Source organism: Microbacterium sp. HD4P20 (assembly GCF_019449275.2).
In the GTDB taxonomy this organism is placed as follows: Bacteria; Actinomycetota; Actinomycetes; order Actinomycetales; family Microbacteriaceae; genus Microbacterium.
Genome location: NZ_JAHZQZ020000013.1, coordinates 18940 through 35843, shown reverse-complemented (window position 1 = coordinate 35843; position 16904 = coordinate 18940). Strand labels below are relative to the sequence as shown.

Sequence of the window (16904 nt, the reverse complement as noted above, 5' to 3'; positions counted from 1 at the left end):
CGACTCACTGCTCCTGCGCCTGGATCGCGGTGATCGCGATCGTGTTCACGATGTCGTCGACGAGCGCGCCGCGCGACAGATCGTTGATGGGCTTGTTGAGACCTTGCAGCACCGGTCCTATAGCGACCGCGCCGGCCGAGCGCTGCACCGCCTTGTAGGTGTTGTTGCCGGTGTTGAGATCCGGGAACACGAACACCGTCGCCCGACCCGCGACCGCCGACCCTGGCATCTTCGCCGCGGCCACGGCGACATCGGCCGCCGCGTCGTACTGGATCGGCCCCTCGACGAGCAGCTCGGGGGCACGGGATCGGACGAGGGTCGTGGCATCCCGCACCTTCTCGACATCGGCGCCCGAGCCCGATTCACCGGTCGAATACGACAGCATGGCGATGCGCGGCTCGATGCCGAACTGCGCCGCCGTCGCCGCCGACGAGACGGCGATGTCGGCGAGCTGCTCGCTCGTGGGGTCGGGGATGACGGCGCAGTCGCCGTAGACGAGAACACGGTCCGCGAGCGCCATGAGGAACACGCTCGAGACCACCGAGACGCCGGGCTTGGTCTTGATGATCTCGAAGGCCGGGCGGATCGTGTGCGCCGTCGTGTGCGCCGCGCCCGACACCATGCCGTCGGCGAGGCCCAGGTGCACCATCAGCGTGCCGAAGTAGGAGACATCCGTCACGGTGTCGGCGGCCTGCGCGAGCGTGATCCCCTTGTGTGCGCGTAGTCGTGCGTACTCGTCGGCGAACCTGTGCACATGCACCGCGTCGTGCGACGAGAGCACCTCTGCGGCCTGGATGTCGAGGCCGAGCTCGATCGCGCGTGCCCGCACCTCGAACGGCTCGCCGAGGATGACCAGGTCGGCGATGCCGCGTTTGAGCACCGTGGCGGCCGCGCGCAGCACACGGTCGTCGTCACCTTCGGGCAGCACGATCTTCTTGCGTTCGGCACGCGCACGTTCGATGAGCTGGAACTCGAACATCAGCGGTGTGACGACCGTCGCCCGCGCGACGCCGAAGGCCTGGAGCAGCTCGTCCGTGTCGACGCTCTGCTCGAACAGTGCGAGCGCGGTGTCGTAGCGTCGCTGCGAGTCGGCAGCGAGTCGTCCGCGCGCGCTCATGATGCGCACCGCGGTCTCGTACGTGCCGAGGTCGGTCGTGATGATCGGCACGTTGGAGCCCAGTCCGTCCAGGAGCCGGGTCACCGGCTCGGGCAGCTCGAACCCGCCGTTGAGGACGATGCCCGAGATCGAGGGGAACGTGCCCGAGGCGTTGGCGAGCAGCGTCGCCAGCAGCACCTCCGACCGATCGGCGGGGATGACGACCACCGCTCCTTCGAGCAGTCGCGGCAGCACGTTGACCATCGACATTCCGGCGACCACGACGGCGAGTGCCTCGCGAGTGAGCCGATCGGGGTCGCCCGACAACAGCCGCCCATCGACGGAGCGCATGATCCCGCGCATCGAGGGCGCCACAAGATAGCGGTCCTCGGGGATGGCCCACACCGGTACGGTCGCCTCGGATCCGGCGGCGGCCACGACCGCGGCACGGGCGAGCGCGGAGTGCACCGAGGCCCGCACCGCCGCGATCGTCTCGTCGGCTCGATCCGGGTCGGCACGGTTGGCGACCACCGCGAACAGCTGCGCACGGCCGTGCTCGAGCTCGGCGAGCGCGAGATCGGCGATCTGGCCCATCTGGGCGGGCGTGCGCGCCCGGGACGATCCGAGCTGCTCGGGCTGGGTCTGTCCCTCAGCGGACCGCCCACCGAGCACCAGCAGCACCGGCGCACCGAGGTTGGCGGCGATGCGGGCGTTGTATGCCAGTTCGGCCGGGCTGCCGACATCCGTGTAGTCGCTGCCGACGATCACGACGGCGTCGCACCGGGCCTCGACGGACTTGTAGCGCTCGACGATCGTCGCCAGAGCGGCATCCGGATCCCGGCGCACATCGTCGTAGGTGACGCCGATGCACTCGGCGTACGGCAGATCGACGCCGTCGTGGTCGAGCAGCATCTCGAGGACGTAGTCGGGCTCGACGGTCGATCGTGCGATCGCGCGGAACACGCCGACGCGCGCCGCCGCGTGGCTCAGTGCGTCCAGCACGCCCAACGCGACCGTGGACTTGCCCGAGTGACCTTCTGCCGACGTGATGTAGATGCTCCGCGCCACCACCCCAGCCTACGGGCGCGCCCGACGCGGTCACCGAGCGACCGCTCCTGCACAGCAACCGCATAGGAAGGGCCCGGATACACTCCCGTCCATGACTGCTCCCCGCCCCGGGATCGATACTCCGGACCACCGCGGCCGCACCGGCCTGAACCTGGCCGGTCGCGATCTGACCGGCAATCCGGACGTGCGCGTGACCGACGTCGAACTGCTCGCGGCCGGCTGGCACGTGCTGCGCCGCACCACCCTGGAGTATCGCGGACCCTCCGGTACGTGGGAGAGGCAACAGCGCGAGACCTACGATCGCGGCAACGGCGCAACGGTGCTGCTCTACGACCCGCGCCGGCGGACGGTACTGCTGACCAGGCAGTTCCGTTATCCGGTCTATGTCAACGGCCACGCCGACGGCATGCTCATCGAGACGGCCGCCGGCCTGCTCGATGACGACGATCCTGCCACCGCGATCCGTCGCGAAGCAGCCGAAGAGACCGGCGTCGAGATCGGCGAGCTCGAGCACGTCTGGGACGTGTACATGAGTCCGGGATCGGTGACCGAGCGGATCCATTTCTTCGCCGCCTCGTTCGACGGCGCCCGCCGCCGCGCCGACCACGGCGGCCTGGCCGACGAGGGCGAGCACATCGAGCTGCTCGAACTGGGGATCGACGAGGCGCTGGCGATGGTGCGGGACGGCCGGATCCAGGATGCCAAGACGATCATGCTGCTGCAGTGGGCGGTGCTGGACGGCCCCTTCGCCGTGTCGCCCGACCAAAAGTAAGACTCTCCGCGAACCCGGCAGAGCCCGGTTACCCTTGCTACGTTTCCGTCCTGGGGGATTTGGCCTGGATGCCGTCTCGCGGAGAGCTGCGTCCATTCTAACCACTCCCACAGTGCCGGTCGTCCCCAGGGTTCTCCCAGTGCCGGCCCGCCACTGCCGCGGTTAGGATCGAGCCGTGGGCGACGAAGCCCGCGCCACCCGCCGACCGATCCGCGCCAGCGGGCGGAACAGGAGGCCTCGATGGTCGATACCGCGATGACGGATGCCGAGCCCGACGTGCCCGCAACGTCGAGGGCACTCACGACCGAGGCCTTCGCCCGCGTCACCGATGCGATCCTCGGCTCCGTCGGCAAGGTCATCGACGGCAAGCCCGAAGCCGTGCGGAGCGCTCTGGTGTGCCTGCTCGCCGAGGGACATCTGCTGATCGAGGACGTGCCCGGTGTCGGCAAGACGATGCTTGCGAGGGCCCTTGCCACCTCCGTCGACGCGACGGTGCGCCGCATCCAGTTCACGCCGGACCTGTTGCCCGGCGACGTCACCGGAGTGAGCGTGTTCAACCCCGTCGATCGGGAGTTCGAGTTCAAGCCCGGGGCGATCTTCGCGAACATCGTGATCGCCGACGAGATCAACCGGTCCTCGCCCAAGACGCAGTCCGCACTGCTGGAGGCCATGGAGGAACGCCAGGTCACGGTCGACGGACGCACCCACTTCGTGCCGGAGCCGTTCCTGGTCGTCGCGACGCAGAACCCGCTCGAGATGGAAGGCACCTACGCGCTGCCCGAAGCCCAGCGCGACCGGTTCATGATGCGGATCTCGATGGGGTACCCGGATGCCCGATCCGAGGCGCTCATGCTGCGCCAGCGCGACACCGTGAACCCGCTCGATCAGCTCGCCGCCGTCGTCTCGGCCGATCAGGTGTCGGACCTCATCGCGTGGGCGCGTGCCGTGCACGTCGCCCCGGCGATCGAGGACTACGCAGTGGCGCTGTCGCAGGCCACCCGGGTTCACACCGACCTGCGCCTGGGTGCCAGCCCTCGCGCGACTCTGCAGCTGATCCGGGCCGCCAAGGTGTGGGCCGCCCTCGACGGCCGCGCGTTCGTCATCCCCGACGACGTGACAGCCCTTCTCGTGCCAGTCTTCGCTCACCGCCTGATCCCGACGCGGTCGGCCGGCGGCGCGCGGGCGCGCACCGCTGCGGACGCGATCACGACGATCCTCGAACGCATCGCGGCCGGCGTCCGCGTACCCATCGCCGCACGTCAGTGAGGGCCTGATGAGACGCCTGTGGCCACTGACCGTCCGAGGAACGGGGGCGGTCCTGCTCGGGGTGCTGTGCTTCATCGTGGCGAACGAAGTCGGGATCAGCGAACTGATGTACTTCGGCATCCTCCTGCTGGCCGTCGTCGCCGCCAGCGTCGGCTCGCTCTACGTCGGGCGCCGCTCGGACGTCGTGACCCGCTCGCTGGTACCCGACGTCGTGGCGGTCGGTCGCGAGACGACCGTGTCGGTGCGGGTCGCGGTGCGCACGGCGGTGCCCACTCCCCCCGGCCTCTGGCAGGACACCCTGCCCGAAGGGCTCCGCGGGCGTGCCGAGGGCGCCTTCCCGGCGCTGGGCTCAGGTCTGCGCGGCGGCGAGCGGGTCGTGGATCTGGCGTACTCGGTCACCGGCGCCCGGCGCGGGGTGCATCCGCTCGGACCGCTCACCGTGCGCTCGACCGATCCGTTCGGCCTCGCCCGGCGCACGATGGTGTTCGGGCGACGGACGCTGGTCACCGTGGCGCCGGCCGTGACCGAGCTGTCACCGCTCGTCGACTACGCCGGAGCCACCGGCGGTACGCTGCACGCCACGACGAACCATCTGGGACAGGGTGCCGACAATCTCGTGGCGCGGCCGTATGCGCCGGGCGATTCGATGCGCCGCATCCACTGGCGGGCGACCGCGCACCGCGACACGCTCATGGTGCGACAGGAAGAGCAGGAGTCCACGCCGGAGGCGACGGTCATTCTCGACCGCGCGGCGCTGCGCTGGTCGATCGACGCCCTCCAGACTCCGGGTGCCGATCCGGGGTTCGAGACGGGCGTGTCGGCATGCGTGTCCGCCGTCTCGCGGCTCGTGCGCGACGGCTATGCGGTCGAGGTGCTCGACAGCGACGGCACACCGCTTCACGGCGTTGCAGGATTCGCGGAGCGGATCGACGGCGGCGACATGGCCGAGGTCGAGGCGATGCTCGTGCAGTTCGCGACCGTGACAGCGCGGCGCGACGACAGTCTGCCGCGGCTGTCGCGCCTGTTCGCCGGGGTGTCCACGGGTCCGGTCGTGCTCGTGGTGGGCAGGTTCGACCCCGCCGATGCGGACGCCATCGGTCCTGTCGCCCATCACAGCACGCTGCCGCTGGTGCTCGCTGCGGCGCCGGTCGGCGATGCGCTCGATCGCGCGGCCGATCACGGTTGGAACATCGCCGCGATCGACCCCGACGCCGACCTCGGCGTCGCGTGGGGGAACGCCGTCGGCCGGGGAACGCGGCATGTCCTCGCTTAGCGCGTCGGCGCGCGGCGACCGCGCCGGCAGCGGTGCGACCGGCAGGCCGAGGCGAGGAGGCGAGCGCCTCCTCGCCTCGGCCGTGCTCACGGCGCTGATGGCCGCACTGCTGCCGGTGACCCGTGTCGTGGAGTCGGGCGCGTGGCTGATCGGCTCCCTGGTGCTGTCGGTGCTCGTTCTCGCGGCCGGATACCAGGCACGCCGGTTCCGCCTGCCCGCGGTCGCGGTGACCCTCATCGAGGCAGCGATCTGGATCGTCTTCATGACGCTTGTGTTCCTGCGTGACACCGCTCTTCTGTGGGTCATCCCGAGCCTCGACACCTTCCGCGCCGTCCCGCCGCTCGTCGAAGGCGCGATGCAAGAGATCACGCTGGGGGCCGCGCCCCTCGAGCCGTCGACGGCGCTGGCGTTCGTCGTGGTGGGCGCCATGGGGCTTCTCACCATCGTCATCGACCATGTGGTCGTGACAGCACGGATGCCGCTGCTGGCCGCCGTCGGCATCGTCGCGGTCTCCCTCATCCCCGCGATCGCCGTGCCCAGCGAGGTGGACCTGATCGGGTTCGTCTTCCTCGCCGTCACGATCCTCTTCCTCATACGAGCCGAGACGCGCTCGCGCGAGAAGCCGGTCGAGCAGGAGGCCGAGCGCAGCGCCGGCGTGCCGGCGACCGCGCTCGGCATCGCCGCGATCGCCATCGTCGTCGCTGTGGTGGCGACGCCGATGCTGCCGCAACCGGTGGCCCGAGCCGGCTCGGGCATGGGCCCGGGGCCGGGTATCGACGCGACGCTGCAACTGGGCGACGATCTGCGCCGCCCGCAGGAAGTCGAGGTGCTGCGGGTGCGCACCGACTCAGCGACCGTGCCATACCTGCGGGCGACGACCCTCTCGCAATTCGACGGAGGCACGTGGGAACCCGACGGCGGGCAGAGCGTGGCCCTCGAGGGCGAGCGTGCCCTCGGCGGCGTCACCGTCGACCCCGATATCCGCGTCACCGAGTACCTCACCTCGGTCGACGTGGTCAACCTCGAGTCTCCCTGGGCTCCCGTGCCGTTCCCGGCGGTGAGCGTCGACGGACTCGACGGCGCGTGGGCCGCCGTGCCCTACAACCGCACGATCGTCGCACGGGCCAGCTCCACGCAGGGCCAGTCCTATGACGTGGTCTCGACCGTTCCCCGCCCGACACTCGAGCAGATCCGCGCGCGCGCCGCGGGTGACGGGGATCAGGTGCGCGACGAGACGACCGAGCTGCCGCCCGACACGCCGCCCATCATCGCCGAGCTCGCAGCGCAGGTGACCGCCGAGGCCACGAACGACTACGACCGTCTCACCGCACTGCAGCGCTGGTTCCGAGGCAGCGACTTCGGCTACTCGCTCGAAGCACCGGTCGAGGAAGGCTTCGACGGCAGCGGCGCCGAAGCGGTCGCCCAGTTCCTCGAGCAGCGCGAGGGGTACTGCATCCACTTCGCATCGGCCTTCGCGCTCATGGCCCGCACGCTCAACATGCCCTCGCGCATCGTCGTCGGCTACCTTCCGGGCGAGCCCACGACCGATGCGATCGACTCACAGCCGGTGTACTCGGTCGGCAGCTCGCAGTTGCACGCATGGCCGGAGGTGCACTTCGACGGAATCGGATGGGTCGCGTTCGAGCCGACATCCGGGCTCGGCGTTCCCACCTCGTTCTCGCCCGCCGCGACACTCCCCGGTCAGATCGATGATCCGGCCACGACGTCCCCGCTGTCGACGCCGACACCGTCTGCGCCGACGGGCCTCGACGAAGAGACCCCCGATGCGCAGGGCGGCGGCACCGCGAGCGGGCGGGGCGGCACCGAAGCCGATCCGCTGCCGCTGTTCGGTGTGGCCGTGCTGATCCTGGTGGTGCTGTCGCTGCCGCTGCTTGTCCGGGAGCTTCGCCGTCGGCAGCTCGACACGGCCGCACGCCGGGGCGATGCCGCCGCGGCGTGGCAGTCGGTTCAGGATGCCGCGATCGATGTCGGCATCCCCGTTCCCTCCAGCGAGTCGCCTCGCGCGTTCGCGCAGCGACTCATCACCGAGCACGGCGTGCCTGCGGCAGAGATGAACGTGGTCCTCATCGCGATCGAGCGCGTCAGCTACTCGCGTGCCGGCACCCGGTCGTACTGGATCGGAGATACCGCTGCCGAGGCCGCGGCATCCGTCAGGGTCGCGCTGCTGGCGTCGGTTCCGCCCGCACGCAGGATCCTGGCACTGCTCGCGCCGCGCTCGCTCGTGATCCGGCCGGGCAGCGTATACGCGGGCAACGCGCCCGTGAAGGCGCAGTAGTCGCGTCGGGTAGGATGGTCGACGGCCCTCCGGGGCTGCTGGAGGATTCGCCTAGTGGCCTATGGCGCACGCTTGGAAAGCGTGTTGGGTGCAAGCCCTCAGGGGTTCGAATCCCCTATCCTCCGCTCTTTGTCCTCAGTCGCGACATCCTGAAGGATCGTCACGTGCTTCGCTTCCACTCAGTCGACGAGGCGTGACGCCGAGGCAGAACCGAACCCAGGGGCCACTCCCCCGACTACTCGGTGACGACGATCGCCGTGATGACGGGCTTGGTCCGGTATCGCCGATCCATGAAGCGAGCAAGGGTTCGAGCCAGAAGTCGCTCCAGCTCCGCCGCATCGAGGTTCTTGTCCTTGCCGGCCCGTGCCATCGCCTGCTCGATGGACTGCACGGCCGCGGTTGTCCACTCCGTCGCGTGGACCAGACCGTGCGCGAAGAACTCGACAGGCTCGGCGAGCTTTCCGGTCGAGGTGTCGAGGATGGCGAGCACGGTGACGCCGCCGTCCTCCGCCAGCCGCCGCCGTTCGTGCATCGCGGCCTCAGAACCCTCGCCGACGGTGACGCCGTCGACGAAGACCATGCCGGCCGCAACCTTCCCCGTGATCCTCGCTTGCCCCTTCACCAGGTCGACGGTGACGCCGTTCTCTGCGACCAGGACGTTCTCCTGCGGGATGCCGGTGCGCCGGGCGAGCTCGGCATTCGCGGTCAAGTGCCGCCATTCCCCGTGGACCGGCAGGACGTTGGCCGGTCGGATGATGTTGTAGCAGTAGACGAGCTCGCCCGCCGAGGCATGACCCGAAACGTGGACCTTCGCGTTTCCCTTGTGCACGACGTTGGCGCCCCACCGGGTGAGCGCGTTGATGACCCGGTAGATGGCGTTCTCGTTCCCTGGGATGAGGGAGCTCGCCAGCAGCACGGTGTCGCCATCGCCGATCTCGATGACGTGCTCGCGATTGGCCATCCGCGACAAGGCCGCCAGCGGCTCTCCCTGCGATCCGGTGCAGATCATGACGACCTGATCCGCCGGGAGCTTCTCAAGGTCCTTCATGTCGACGAGGATCCCATCGGGCACACGCAGGTAGCCCAACTGGGCCGCGATGCCCATGTTGCGGACCATAGATCGGCCGACGAAAGCGACTTTCCGGCCATGGAGCTCCGCCGCATCGAGAACCTGTTGGATGCGGTGCACATGGCTGGCGAAGCTGGAGACGATGATGCGCCGCGGGGCGGTGCGGAAGACCTCGTCGATAGCGGGCATCAAGTCCCGTTCCCCGATCGTGAACCCGGGGACCTCGGCGTTGGTCGAGTCGACCATGAACAGATCGACCCCTTCTTTGCCGAGATGCGCGAAGCCGGCGAGGTCCGTGATCCGGTCGTCGAGCGGGAACTGGTCCATCTTGAAGTCGCCGGTATGCAGGATCAGACCGGCGTCGGTGCGGATGGCGATCGCCAGCCCGTCAGGGATCGAGTGGTTCACTGCCAGGAACTCGAGGTCGAACGGACCGGCCGCGTGACGGTCGCCTTCGGCCACTTCGATCATGGGCGGCGAGAGGCGGTGCTCTTTGAGCTTCGCGGCGACGAACGCCAGGGTCAGCCGCGAGCCGACGATCGGGATATCTTCCCGTTCACGCAGCAGGTAGGGCAGTGCGCCGATGTGGTCCTCATGCCCGTGGGTGAGAACAACCGCGGTGATGTCGTCGAGGCGACCCCTGATCGCCGTGAAATCGGGGAGGATCACGTCGATCCCGGGGTGCATGTCTTCGGGGAACAGGACTCCGCAGTCCACGATGAGCAGACGCCCTCGGTGTTCGAAGACGGTCATGTTCCGACCGACCTCGCCGAGGCCGCCGAGGGCGAAGATCCGCACCCCGCCGTCCACGAGAGGCGGCGGCTGTGGCAGGTCGAGTTGGTGCATGTTGTCCTTTGTGTGGCCGGTCACGCCGGCGGTGTCGAAAAGCGGGAAGTCACTCAGTGACCGTTGCCGAGCCCGCCGCTGAGCCGGCCGTGCATCTGGGAGGTGGCGTCATTCATTCCTTCGAGGATGACGCGCTTACCGTGGTGCTCGTATTTGGTGACGATCGCATCCAGCGCCGCCACGGTCGAAGCGTCCCAGATGTGCGAGCGCGACATGTCGATGATGACTCGCTCGGGGTCGTGAGAGTACTCGAACTGGGTGGTGAGGTCGTTGCTGGAGGCGAAGAAGAGCTCGCCGTCGACGGTGTAGCGGACGGTCGGGACCGAGGCCTCTTTGTCGATCCTGCGGGTGACGCTGACGAAGTGGGCGACGCGACGGGCGAAAGCGATCATCGCCGCGAGGACGCCGACACCGACGCCGACCGCGAGGTTGTGGGTCCACACCGTGACGACGACGGTGACGAGCATCACGAGCGTCTCGCTCTTGGGCATCCGCTTGAGGGTGGCGGGGTGGATGCTGTGCCAATCGAATGTCGCCACCGAGACCACGATCATCACCGCCACAAGCGCCGCCATCGGGATGACCGCGACGATATCGCCCAGTGCGAGCACGAGGATCAGCAGGAACACGCCGGCGAGGAAAGTCGAGATCCGTGTGCGCGCGCCGGACGCCTTCACATTGATCATGGTCTGCCCGATCATCGCGCAGCCGCCCATCCCGCCGAACAGCCCGGAGAGCAGGTTCGCCGCGCCCTGTCCGAAGGCCTCGCGTGTCTTGCGCGAGTGGGTGTCGGTGATGTCGTCGACGAGCTTGGCGGTCATCAGCGACTCCAGGATGCCTACGACCGCCATCGCCGCCGCGTACGGCGCGATGATGGTGAGCGTCTCCCAGGTCAACGGCACGTTGGGAATGAAGAGCTCTGGGAGGCTCTGCGGGAGGTCGCCCTGGTCGCCCACGGTGGGGACGTTGAGCCCGAAGACCACGGCGGCGGCGGTGAGCAGGATGATCGCGATGAGCGGCGCCGGGACGACGCGCGTCAGCAAGGGCATGAGGTACATGATCAGCAGGCCGACGACCACGAGCGGATAGACCAGCCACGGCACGTCGACCAGCTGCGGGAACTGCGAGATGAAGATCAGGATCGCAAGGGCGTTCACGAAGCCGACCATCACGCTGCGAGGGATGAACCGCATCAGCTTCGCGACACCCAGTGCAGCGAAGACGACCTGGATGAGACCGCCGAGCAGAACGGTCGCGATGAAGTAGTCCATTCCGTACTCACGGGCGACCGGGGCGATGACCAGCGCGATCGCGCCGGTCGCCGCGGTGATCATTGCAGGGCGGCCGCCCAGGAACGCGATGGCGACTGCCATCACGAAGGAGGAGAACAATCCCAAGCGCGGGTCGACGCCGGCGATGAGTGAGAAGGCGATGGCCTCTGGGATCAGCGCGATGGCCACGACGAGGCCGGCGAGGACCTCACGGGTGAGGACGCGGGGGCTGCGTAGCGCCTGCAGGACGGTGGGCTCGATGCGATAGCGCGACTTGGGGTCCTGGAGAGGGATGACGTCGGTCATGAACGCTCCTGGGATTCGACTGATGAGATGTGGGAGCGCACCGTTGCGCGGGCCGACGAAGTCGGCGAGAGAGAATGGGTGATTGCGGTTCGCAGAACGCGAGCGGAGCCGACTCTACCGTAACGTTAGGTTGAGTTGCGAATCGACGGCCGAGGGGAACCCGTGGGGCACGAGAACACCATGCACATCGGCGAGGTCGCCGAGCGGACGACGCTTTCGTTGAGGACGCTGAGGCACTACGACGAAATCGGACTCGTGGTCCCTTCAGGCCGGACAGAAGGCGGGTTCCGGCTCTATACCGAGGACGACATCGCACGTCTCATGTTGATCCGACGGATGAAGCCGCTCGGCTACAGCCTCGAGCAGATGCGCGACGTTCTCGCTTCCTTCGACGCTCTTGCCGCCGATCCGGCGTCGGAAGTGCACCGTCGCGAGATGGACGCGATTCGGGATGCTGCCCTCGACCGCAAGACGCGGCTTCTGGAACAGGTGAGCATGGCAGACGAGTTTCTTGCTCAGCTCGACGAACTGTGAGGGCGTGACGAACCCCGACGCCACTCCTGGGATCTCCAGCGTCTGGATGCGGCGGCATCCGTCGACTGTCAGGCGACGGTCAGTTCAGCGAGGAGCTGTTCGACGCGTATCCGGATGTCGTCGCGGACGCGCCGCACGCCGTCGAGGTCCAGATCGGCCGGGTCATCGAGCTGCCAGTCCAGGTAGCGCTTGCCGGGGTACAGCGGGCATGCGTCCCCGCATCCCATCGTCACGACGGCGTCCGCGGCCCGCACCACGTCGTCGGTCAGCGGCTTGGGAAACTCGTCCGTGACGTCCAGACCAATCTCGGCGAGCGCGAGGGCGACCTCGGGCAGGATGCGTTCCCCCGGCTGCGATCCGGCCGAGCGAACGTGGACACGCTCCCCCGCGATCTGCCGGGTGAGCGCCGCCGCCATCTGCGAGCGACCGGAGTTCTGCACGCACACGAAGAGAACCTCCGGCACCTGCTTCACGATCAGCCCCTTGGACTGTGCAAGCGCGGTCAGTCGATCGCGAGCGAACTTCTCCGCGAGGCTCGTGACATGCGTTTGGACGGCGGCCGTGCGAGAGAGAGCCGTATACGACTCGAACACGACGCGCTCGACGGTCTCCTCATTGACCATTCCGGAGAATTGGTGAGCGAGTCGCTCGGCGGCGCGATGGAGGACCGAGTCGGGTGAGAGCAGCGCGCCCTGACCCGCCCCGGCGGTCATGCCGCACCGCGCGTGGGCACCAGGTCTGCCAGCAGCGCCTCGATGCGGCTCCGAATATCGTCGCGGATGGGACGGACCGCCTCGATGCCCTGCCCGGCCGGGTCATCCAGCTCCCAGTCCTCGTAGCGCTTGCCCGGGAAGATCGGGCACGCGTCGCCGCATCCCATCGTGATGACGACGTCGGACTCGCGCACCGCGTCGACCGTCAGAACCTTGGGAGTGTTGTCGCTGATGTCGATGCCCTCTTCGGCCATCGCCTCGACGGCGACCGGATTGATCGTGTCTTTCGGAGCGGACCCTGCGGAGAGGACCTCGACGGCGTCGCCGCCGAGGGCACGGAGGTATCCGGCGGCCATCTGCGAGCGTCCCGCGTTGTGGACGCAGACGAAAAGGACAGTGGGCTTCACAGCAGTGGGGTTGTCGGCCATGACGGACTCGCTTTCTCTCTGGTGAAAGCATAGACCATGATCTATCAATCGGCGGGAACGCTGGCTGAACCTTCGGTTACGAGTTCGGTCAGCAGATGGCGGACGCGCACTTCGATGTCGTCGCGAATGGCACGCACCTGCTCGATCGGCTTGCCGACCGGATCTTCCAGATCCCAGTCGAGATATCGTCGCCCGGGATAGATCGGGCATGCGTCTCCGCACCCCATCGTCACGACGACATCCGCCGCCCGCACGGCTTCGTCGGTGAGCGGCTTGGGGAACTCACCGCCCAGCGGCACGCCGATCTCATCGAGCGCAGACATGACGGTCTGACGCACATCGCTCGCCGGCTGCGAGCCGGCAGTCAGCACTCGGACCCGATCGCCGGCGAGCTGACGGAGGATCCCCGCGGCGAGCTGTGACCGTCCGGCATTCTGCACGCACACGAACAGCACGGTCGGGATGCCGTCGGACGCGGCCTCGGCGCGGCTCATCGCCGCGAGTCGCGTGGCCGCGAACGCCGCAGTCCGGCTCGCCAGCATGGGCGACCGAGAGCCGCGCGCCAGGAGCTCATAGCTCTCGACCACCTTCGCCCGGATCGACTCGGGGCCGAACGTCCCACGAAAGCGGACGGCGAGATCCTCGGTGATCCGATCCAGGTCGGGCTGCGCAGCCGAGCCCGGCGTCTCTCCCAAGAGAGCATCGATCCGCTCCACCTGGTCGGGAGCTATCGAGTACCAGACCCTTCGGCCATCCGGCTCCCGCACGACGATTCCCTCGTCGTGCAGCGCCTTCATGTGATGACTGACAGTGGGCTGCCGCAAGTCGAGGGTCTGGGCAAGTCTGCCGACGAGCATCCGCCCGCCATCGGACTCGCGGATCAGGCGCAGGATGCGGGCGCGCGTCGGATCGGCGAGGGTCGTGAGATCTCCCCCACGAGCCGTCCGATCCATAGACGAAAGTCTATGCCTCGCCTCACGGGGTGCGGCGCTCGATCAGGATCGTGTCTCGCCATTGGCCGGCGTGCGGACCGATTCGAGTCTGGGCGATGCGCTCGCGTCGACCCACGACCCGGAAGCCGGCCGCCTCGTGCAGTCTCAGGCTGGCGGCGTTCTCGGGGAAGATGCTGGACTGGATCGTCCAGACGCCGTCCGCGTCAGCCGCGGCGATGAACGCGTCCAGGAGCAGCCGGCCGAGGCCGCGGCCTCGCGCTTCTCGGTCGATGTACACCGAATGTTCGACCACACCGCGGTACGCAGGCCGGGACGACACCGGGGATGCCGCGACCCACCCACGCACAGCATCCGATTCGTCCACGGCGACGATCCTGCCCACCGGCAGTCTTCCGGCATCGAACGCCTCCCACGACGGCGTCGCGACCTCGAACGTCGCCTCGCCGTCCTCGATGCCCTGCGCGTAGATCCTCTCGACCGACGGCCAGTCCGCGACGGTCATAGGGCGAAGGTTGATCACGAGCAGCAGCCACCCGCCTGGCCGAGGTCCGTCGAGCAGACGCCCGTCGCCGGAAGCACCAGCTCGACATTGGATGCCGACGTCGTGTCTCCCGCGAGCCAGGCCGTCACGGACCGGACCTGTTCGTAGCCGGTGGCAAGGAGGAACGTCGGCGCACGGCCGTACGACTTCATGCCGACGAGGAAGAAGCCCTGCTCGGGGTGCTGCAGCTCGCGGAAGCCGTGGGGTTCGACCGTCCCGCACGAGTGCACGTTCGGGTCGATGAGGGGCGCCAGACGCTTGGGCGCCTCGACGATCTCATCCAGTTCGAGCCGGATCTCTCGCAGCATGTCGAGGTTCGGACGGAACCCGGTGGCGTTGACTACGACATCCGTCGCGTGGGCGACAACGTCGCCGCCGCGGTGACCGACCAGTTCGACGCCATCTGCAACGCGACGCCCGCGAATGATCTCGAATCCGTCGAGGACCGCGATCCGCCCTTCGGCGACAGCCCGATCGACGCGGCTGCCCAGGCGAGCACGATCGGCCAGTTCGTCGTCGGCGGACGACGAGACGCGCACGGCCTGGGCGTTCCGGATCAGCCACGTGACGGTGGTGCCCGGCTCCTGACGAGCAAGCTCCACGAGCCCCAGCAGAGTGTTGGCCGCCGAGTGACCAGCACCGACGACGGTCGTGTGGCGCCCGGCGAACCGTGCGCGGTCGCGACCCAGCACATCCGGGAGCGCCGGCGCGACGGCATCCGCGATCTCGCTCATACCCAAGAGCTCCAACCCACTCGAGGACAGCGAGTTCGGCGAGCGATACGTCCCCGACGCGTCGATCACGGCGCGGGCGGCGACGTCCTCGATCTCGCCGTTTCCGCTACGGATCCGCAGCGCGAACGGTGTGGTGGCGCGTGCCCGCGTGCGGGTACGGTCCATGCCCTCTCGCGTCACACCCACGACCTCGACCCCGAGCCGGATCCGCGACGCGATCTCCTCCACCTCGGCCAGCGGGGCGACGTAGCGCTCTACGAGCTCGGTGCCCGTCGGTGCACGCTCGGGCTCGGGGAGCGTCCAGCCGCGCTCTTCGAGGAGCCGACGGGATGCCGGATCGACCAGGTGCTTCCACGGCGAGAACAGTCGCGTGTGACCCCAGGCCCGAACGCTGGCGGCCACCTCATCGCCCGCTTCGAACACGACGAAGTCGATGCCGCGCTCGACCAGGTTCGCGGCGGCAGCCAGCCCGATGGGACCTGCGCCGATGATCGCGACGGGCAGGGTCGACAGACGGTCGGCGGTCACGACGCGGGGCGTCAGATCGAGCAGGGTCACAGCAGCCTCCGAGAGATATCGATGAACTTCGATGCCTGATTCTGCATCCGCCTATCGACGTCTGTCAATATCTATTAGCATCGATATATGACCACGATGCTCGACGTGACCGACGTCTCTGCCGGCACATGCTGCGCACCGCTCGTTCGCGAGCCGCTGAGCCCCGCAGAGGCGGAACAGCTCGCAACCACAATGAAAGCACTCGCCGACCCCGCGCGGTTGCGTCTGCTGTCGATCGTGGCGGCCTCGGAGGGCTCCGAAGCGTGCGTGTGCGATCTGATCGAGCCGGTCGGGCTGAGCCAGCCGACCGTGTCGCATCACCTGAAGATCCTGACGAACGCGGGCTTTCTCACGCGAAGCAAACGCGGCACGTGGGCGTACTTCCAGCTCGTCCCCGGCGCGCTGGACCGCGTCTCGCAGCTCTTCGTCGGCTCGTGAGCCACACCGTGCGCGCTGCCGCGGGCGAGTTCCTCGGCAGCGCAGGCCTCGCCGCGGTCGTCGTCGGCTCCGGCATCGCCGCGCAACGCCTCTCGCCTGCCGATACCGGACTGCAACTCCTCGAGAACGCATTCGCGACAGCGCTCGGACTGGCTGTGCTGATCCTGGTCTTCGCCACCGTCTCGGGCGCGCACTTCAATCCCGTCGTCACCCTCGCCGACATCGCGCTGCATCGCCGCCGGTGGTCGACGGCGGCGATCTACCTGCCCGCCCAGGTTGCCGGATGCATCGCGGGGGCGGTGCTGGCGAACGCCATGTTCGCCGAGCCCGCGGTCGCATGGAGCACGACAGATCGCTTCTCATGGCCGCTGCTGCTGTCGGAGGTGGTCGCGACCGCGGGTCTCGTCGTGGTCATCTTCGCCTTGGTGCGCACCGGCCGGTCCCACCTGGCCGCGCCGGCCGTCGGAGCGTACATCGGCGCCGCCTACTTCTTCACGTCGTCGACGAGCTTCGCGAATCCGGCGATCACGATCGGGCGCATGTTCAGCGACACGTTCGCCGGCATCGCCCCGGCATCCGTCCTGCCGTTCATCGGCGCCCAGCTGGTGGGGGCCGCGCTCGGCTGGGCGGCGGTCCGTCTCTTCTTTCCCGTCGCGGCTCCCGAGCCGGTCGTCGCAGGCGGCTGAAAGGGCCGGACGCGAGAAAGGGGGCCCCGACGCGGACGCGTCCGGGCCCCCTTCGC

15 protein-coding genes, 1 tRNA gene and 1 other RNA gene are annotated in these 16904 nt (G+C 68.5%); 8 read left to right on the top strand and 9 right to left on the bottom strand.

Annotated elements, in window-relative coordinates; all coding sequences use genetic code 11:
- Positions 1–4: 4 nt before the first annotated feature.
- Entirely contained in the window at positions 5–2164 is a 2160-nt protein-coding gene (pta, locus tag K0817_RS08095) for a phosphate acetyltransferase (protein WP_219980843.1), read from the bottom strand.
- 91 nt (positions 2165–2255) lie between these two features.
- Here pta and K0817_RS08090 point away from each other — a divergent pair, with 91 nt between their 5' ends.
- Positions 2256–2936: an NUDIX domain-containing protein gene (locus K0817_RS08090; RefSeq protein WP_219980842.1), complete on the top strand. Its 681-nt coding sequence runs from the start codon at positions 2256–2258 to the stop codon at positions 2934–2936.
- Here K0817_RS08090 and ffs read toward each other — a convergent pair.
- Positions 2931–3027, bottom strand: an RNA gene (gene ffs / locus K0817_RS08085) — signal recognition particle sRNA small type. The genes K0817_RS08090 and ffs overlap by 6 nt on opposite strands.
- A gap of 149 nt (positions 3028–3176) precedes the next feature.
- Here ffs and K0817_RS08080 point away from each other — a divergent pair.
- From K0817_RS08080 to K0817_RS08065, 4 genes are all read left to right on the top strand, one after another.
- The gene (locus K0817_RS08080) at positions 3177–4202 is read left to right on the top strand and encodes a MoxR family ATPase (protein WP_219980841.1); all 1026 of its coding nucleotides are present in this window, start codon (positions 3177–3179) and stop codon (positions 4200–4202) included.
- 7 nt (positions 4203–4209) lie between these two features.
- Positions 4210–5475, top strand: coding sequence for a DUF58 domain-containing protein (locus K0817_RS08075; protein WP_219980840.1), 1266 nt, complete (start codon positions 4210–4212; stop codon positions 5473–5475).
- Positions 5462–7771 (top strand): DUF3488 and transglutaminase-like domain-containing protein, encoded by a 2310-nt coding sequence (locus K0817_RS08070; protein WP_219980839.1) that lies wholly within the window; start codon positions 5462–5464, stop codon positions 7769–7771. The genes K0817_RS08075 and K0817_RS08070 overlap by 14 nt, the downstream gene beginning before the upstream one ends.
- 40 nt (positions 7772–7811) lie before the next feature.
- A tRNA-Ser gene (locus K0817_RS08065) sits at positions 7812–7896 on the top strand.
- A gap of 110 nt (positions 7897–8006) precedes the next feature.
- Here K0817_RS08065 and K0817_RS08060 read toward each other — a convergent pair.
- Together K0817_RS08060 and K0817_RS08055 are read right to left on the bottom strand one after the other, a co-directional pair.
- Positions 8007–9686: a ribonuclease J gene (locus K0817_RS08060; RefSeq protein WP_219980946.1), complete on the bottom strand. Its 1680-nt coding sequence runs from the start codon at positions 9684–9686 to the stop codon at positions 8007–8009.
- A gap of 53 nt (positions 9687–9739) precedes the next feature.
- Positions 9740–11263 carry a SulP family inorganic anion transporter gene (locus tag K0817_RS08055; protein ID WP_219980838.1) on the bottom strand — a complete coding sequence of 508 codons (1524 nt, stop codon included), beginning with the start codon at positions 11261–11263 and terminating at the stop codon, positions 9740–9742.
- Between the two features lie 180 nt (positions 11264–11443).
- Here K0817_RS08055 and K0817_RS08050 point away from each other — a divergent pair, with 180 nt between their 5' ends.
- Positions 11444–11797 carry a MerR family transcriptional regulator gene (locus K0817_RS08050; protein ID WP_219980945.1) on the top strand — a complete coding sequence of 118 codons (354 nt, stop codon included), beginning with the start codon at positions 11444–11446 and terminating at the stop codon, positions 11795–11797.
- A 68-nt stretch (positions 11798–11865) separates the two neighbouring features.
- Here the strand turns inward: K0817_RS08050 and K0817_RS08045 are convergent, their stop codons facing one another.
- The 5 genes from K0817_RS08045 to K0817_RS08025 are packed head-to-tail and all read right to left on the bottom strand — an operon-like array spanning position 11866 to position 15724.
- Positions 11866–12510 (bottom strand): three-helix bundle dimerization domain-containing protein, encoded by a 645-nt coding sequence (locus K0817_RS08045; RefSeq protein ID WP_219980837.1) that lies wholly within the window; start codon positions 12508–12510, stop codon positions 11866–11868.
- On the bottom strand, positions 12507–12938 hold the full coding sequence (locus K0817_RS08040; protein ID WP_219980836.1) for an arsenate reductase ArsC: 432 nt from the start codon (positions 12936–12938) through the stop codon (positions 12507–12509). The genes K0817_RS08045 and K0817_RS08040 overlap by 4 nt, the downstream gene beginning before the upstream one ends.
- A 44-nt stretch (positions 12939–12982) precedes the next feature.
- Positions 12983–13891: a metalloregulator ArsR/SmtB family transcription factor gene (locus tag K0817_RS08035; protein WP_253735257.1), complete on the bottom strand. Its 909-nt coding sequence runs from the start codon at positions 13889–13891 to the stop codon at positions 12983–12985.
- A 22-nt stretch (positions 13892–13913) separates the two neighbouring features.
- Complete coding sequence (locus K0817_RS08030; protein WP_219980834.1) at positions 13914–14393, bottom strand: GNAT family N-acetyltransferase; 480 nt, start codon at positions 14391–14393, stop codon at positions 13914–13916.
- Positions 14394–14407: 14 nt separating this feature from the next.
- Complete coding sequence (locus K0817_RS08025) at positions 14408–15724, bottom strand: NAD(P)-binding domain-containing protein (RefSeq protein ID WP_219980833.1); 1317 nt, start codon at positions 15722–15724, stop codon at positions 14408–14410.
- 87 nt (positions 15725–15811) lie between these two features.
- Between K0817_RS08025 and K0817_RS08020 the strand changes: the two genes are divergently transcribed.
- Positions 15812–16162, top strand: a complete 351-nt coding sequence (locus K0817_RS08020) for a metalloregulator ArsR/SmtB family transcription factor (protein WP_219980832.1) — start codon at positions 15812–15814, stop codon at positions 16160–16162.
- Positions 16159–16848 carry an MIP/aquaporin family protein gene (locus K0817_RS08015; RefSeq protein WP_219980831.1) on the top strand — a complete coding sequence of 230 codons (690 nt, stop codon included), beginning with the start codon at positions 16159–16161 and terminating at the stop codon, positions 16846–16848. Before K0817_RS08020 ends, K0817_RS08015 begins: the two co-directional genes overlap by 4 nt.
- Positions 16849–16904 lie beyond the last annotated feature (56 nt).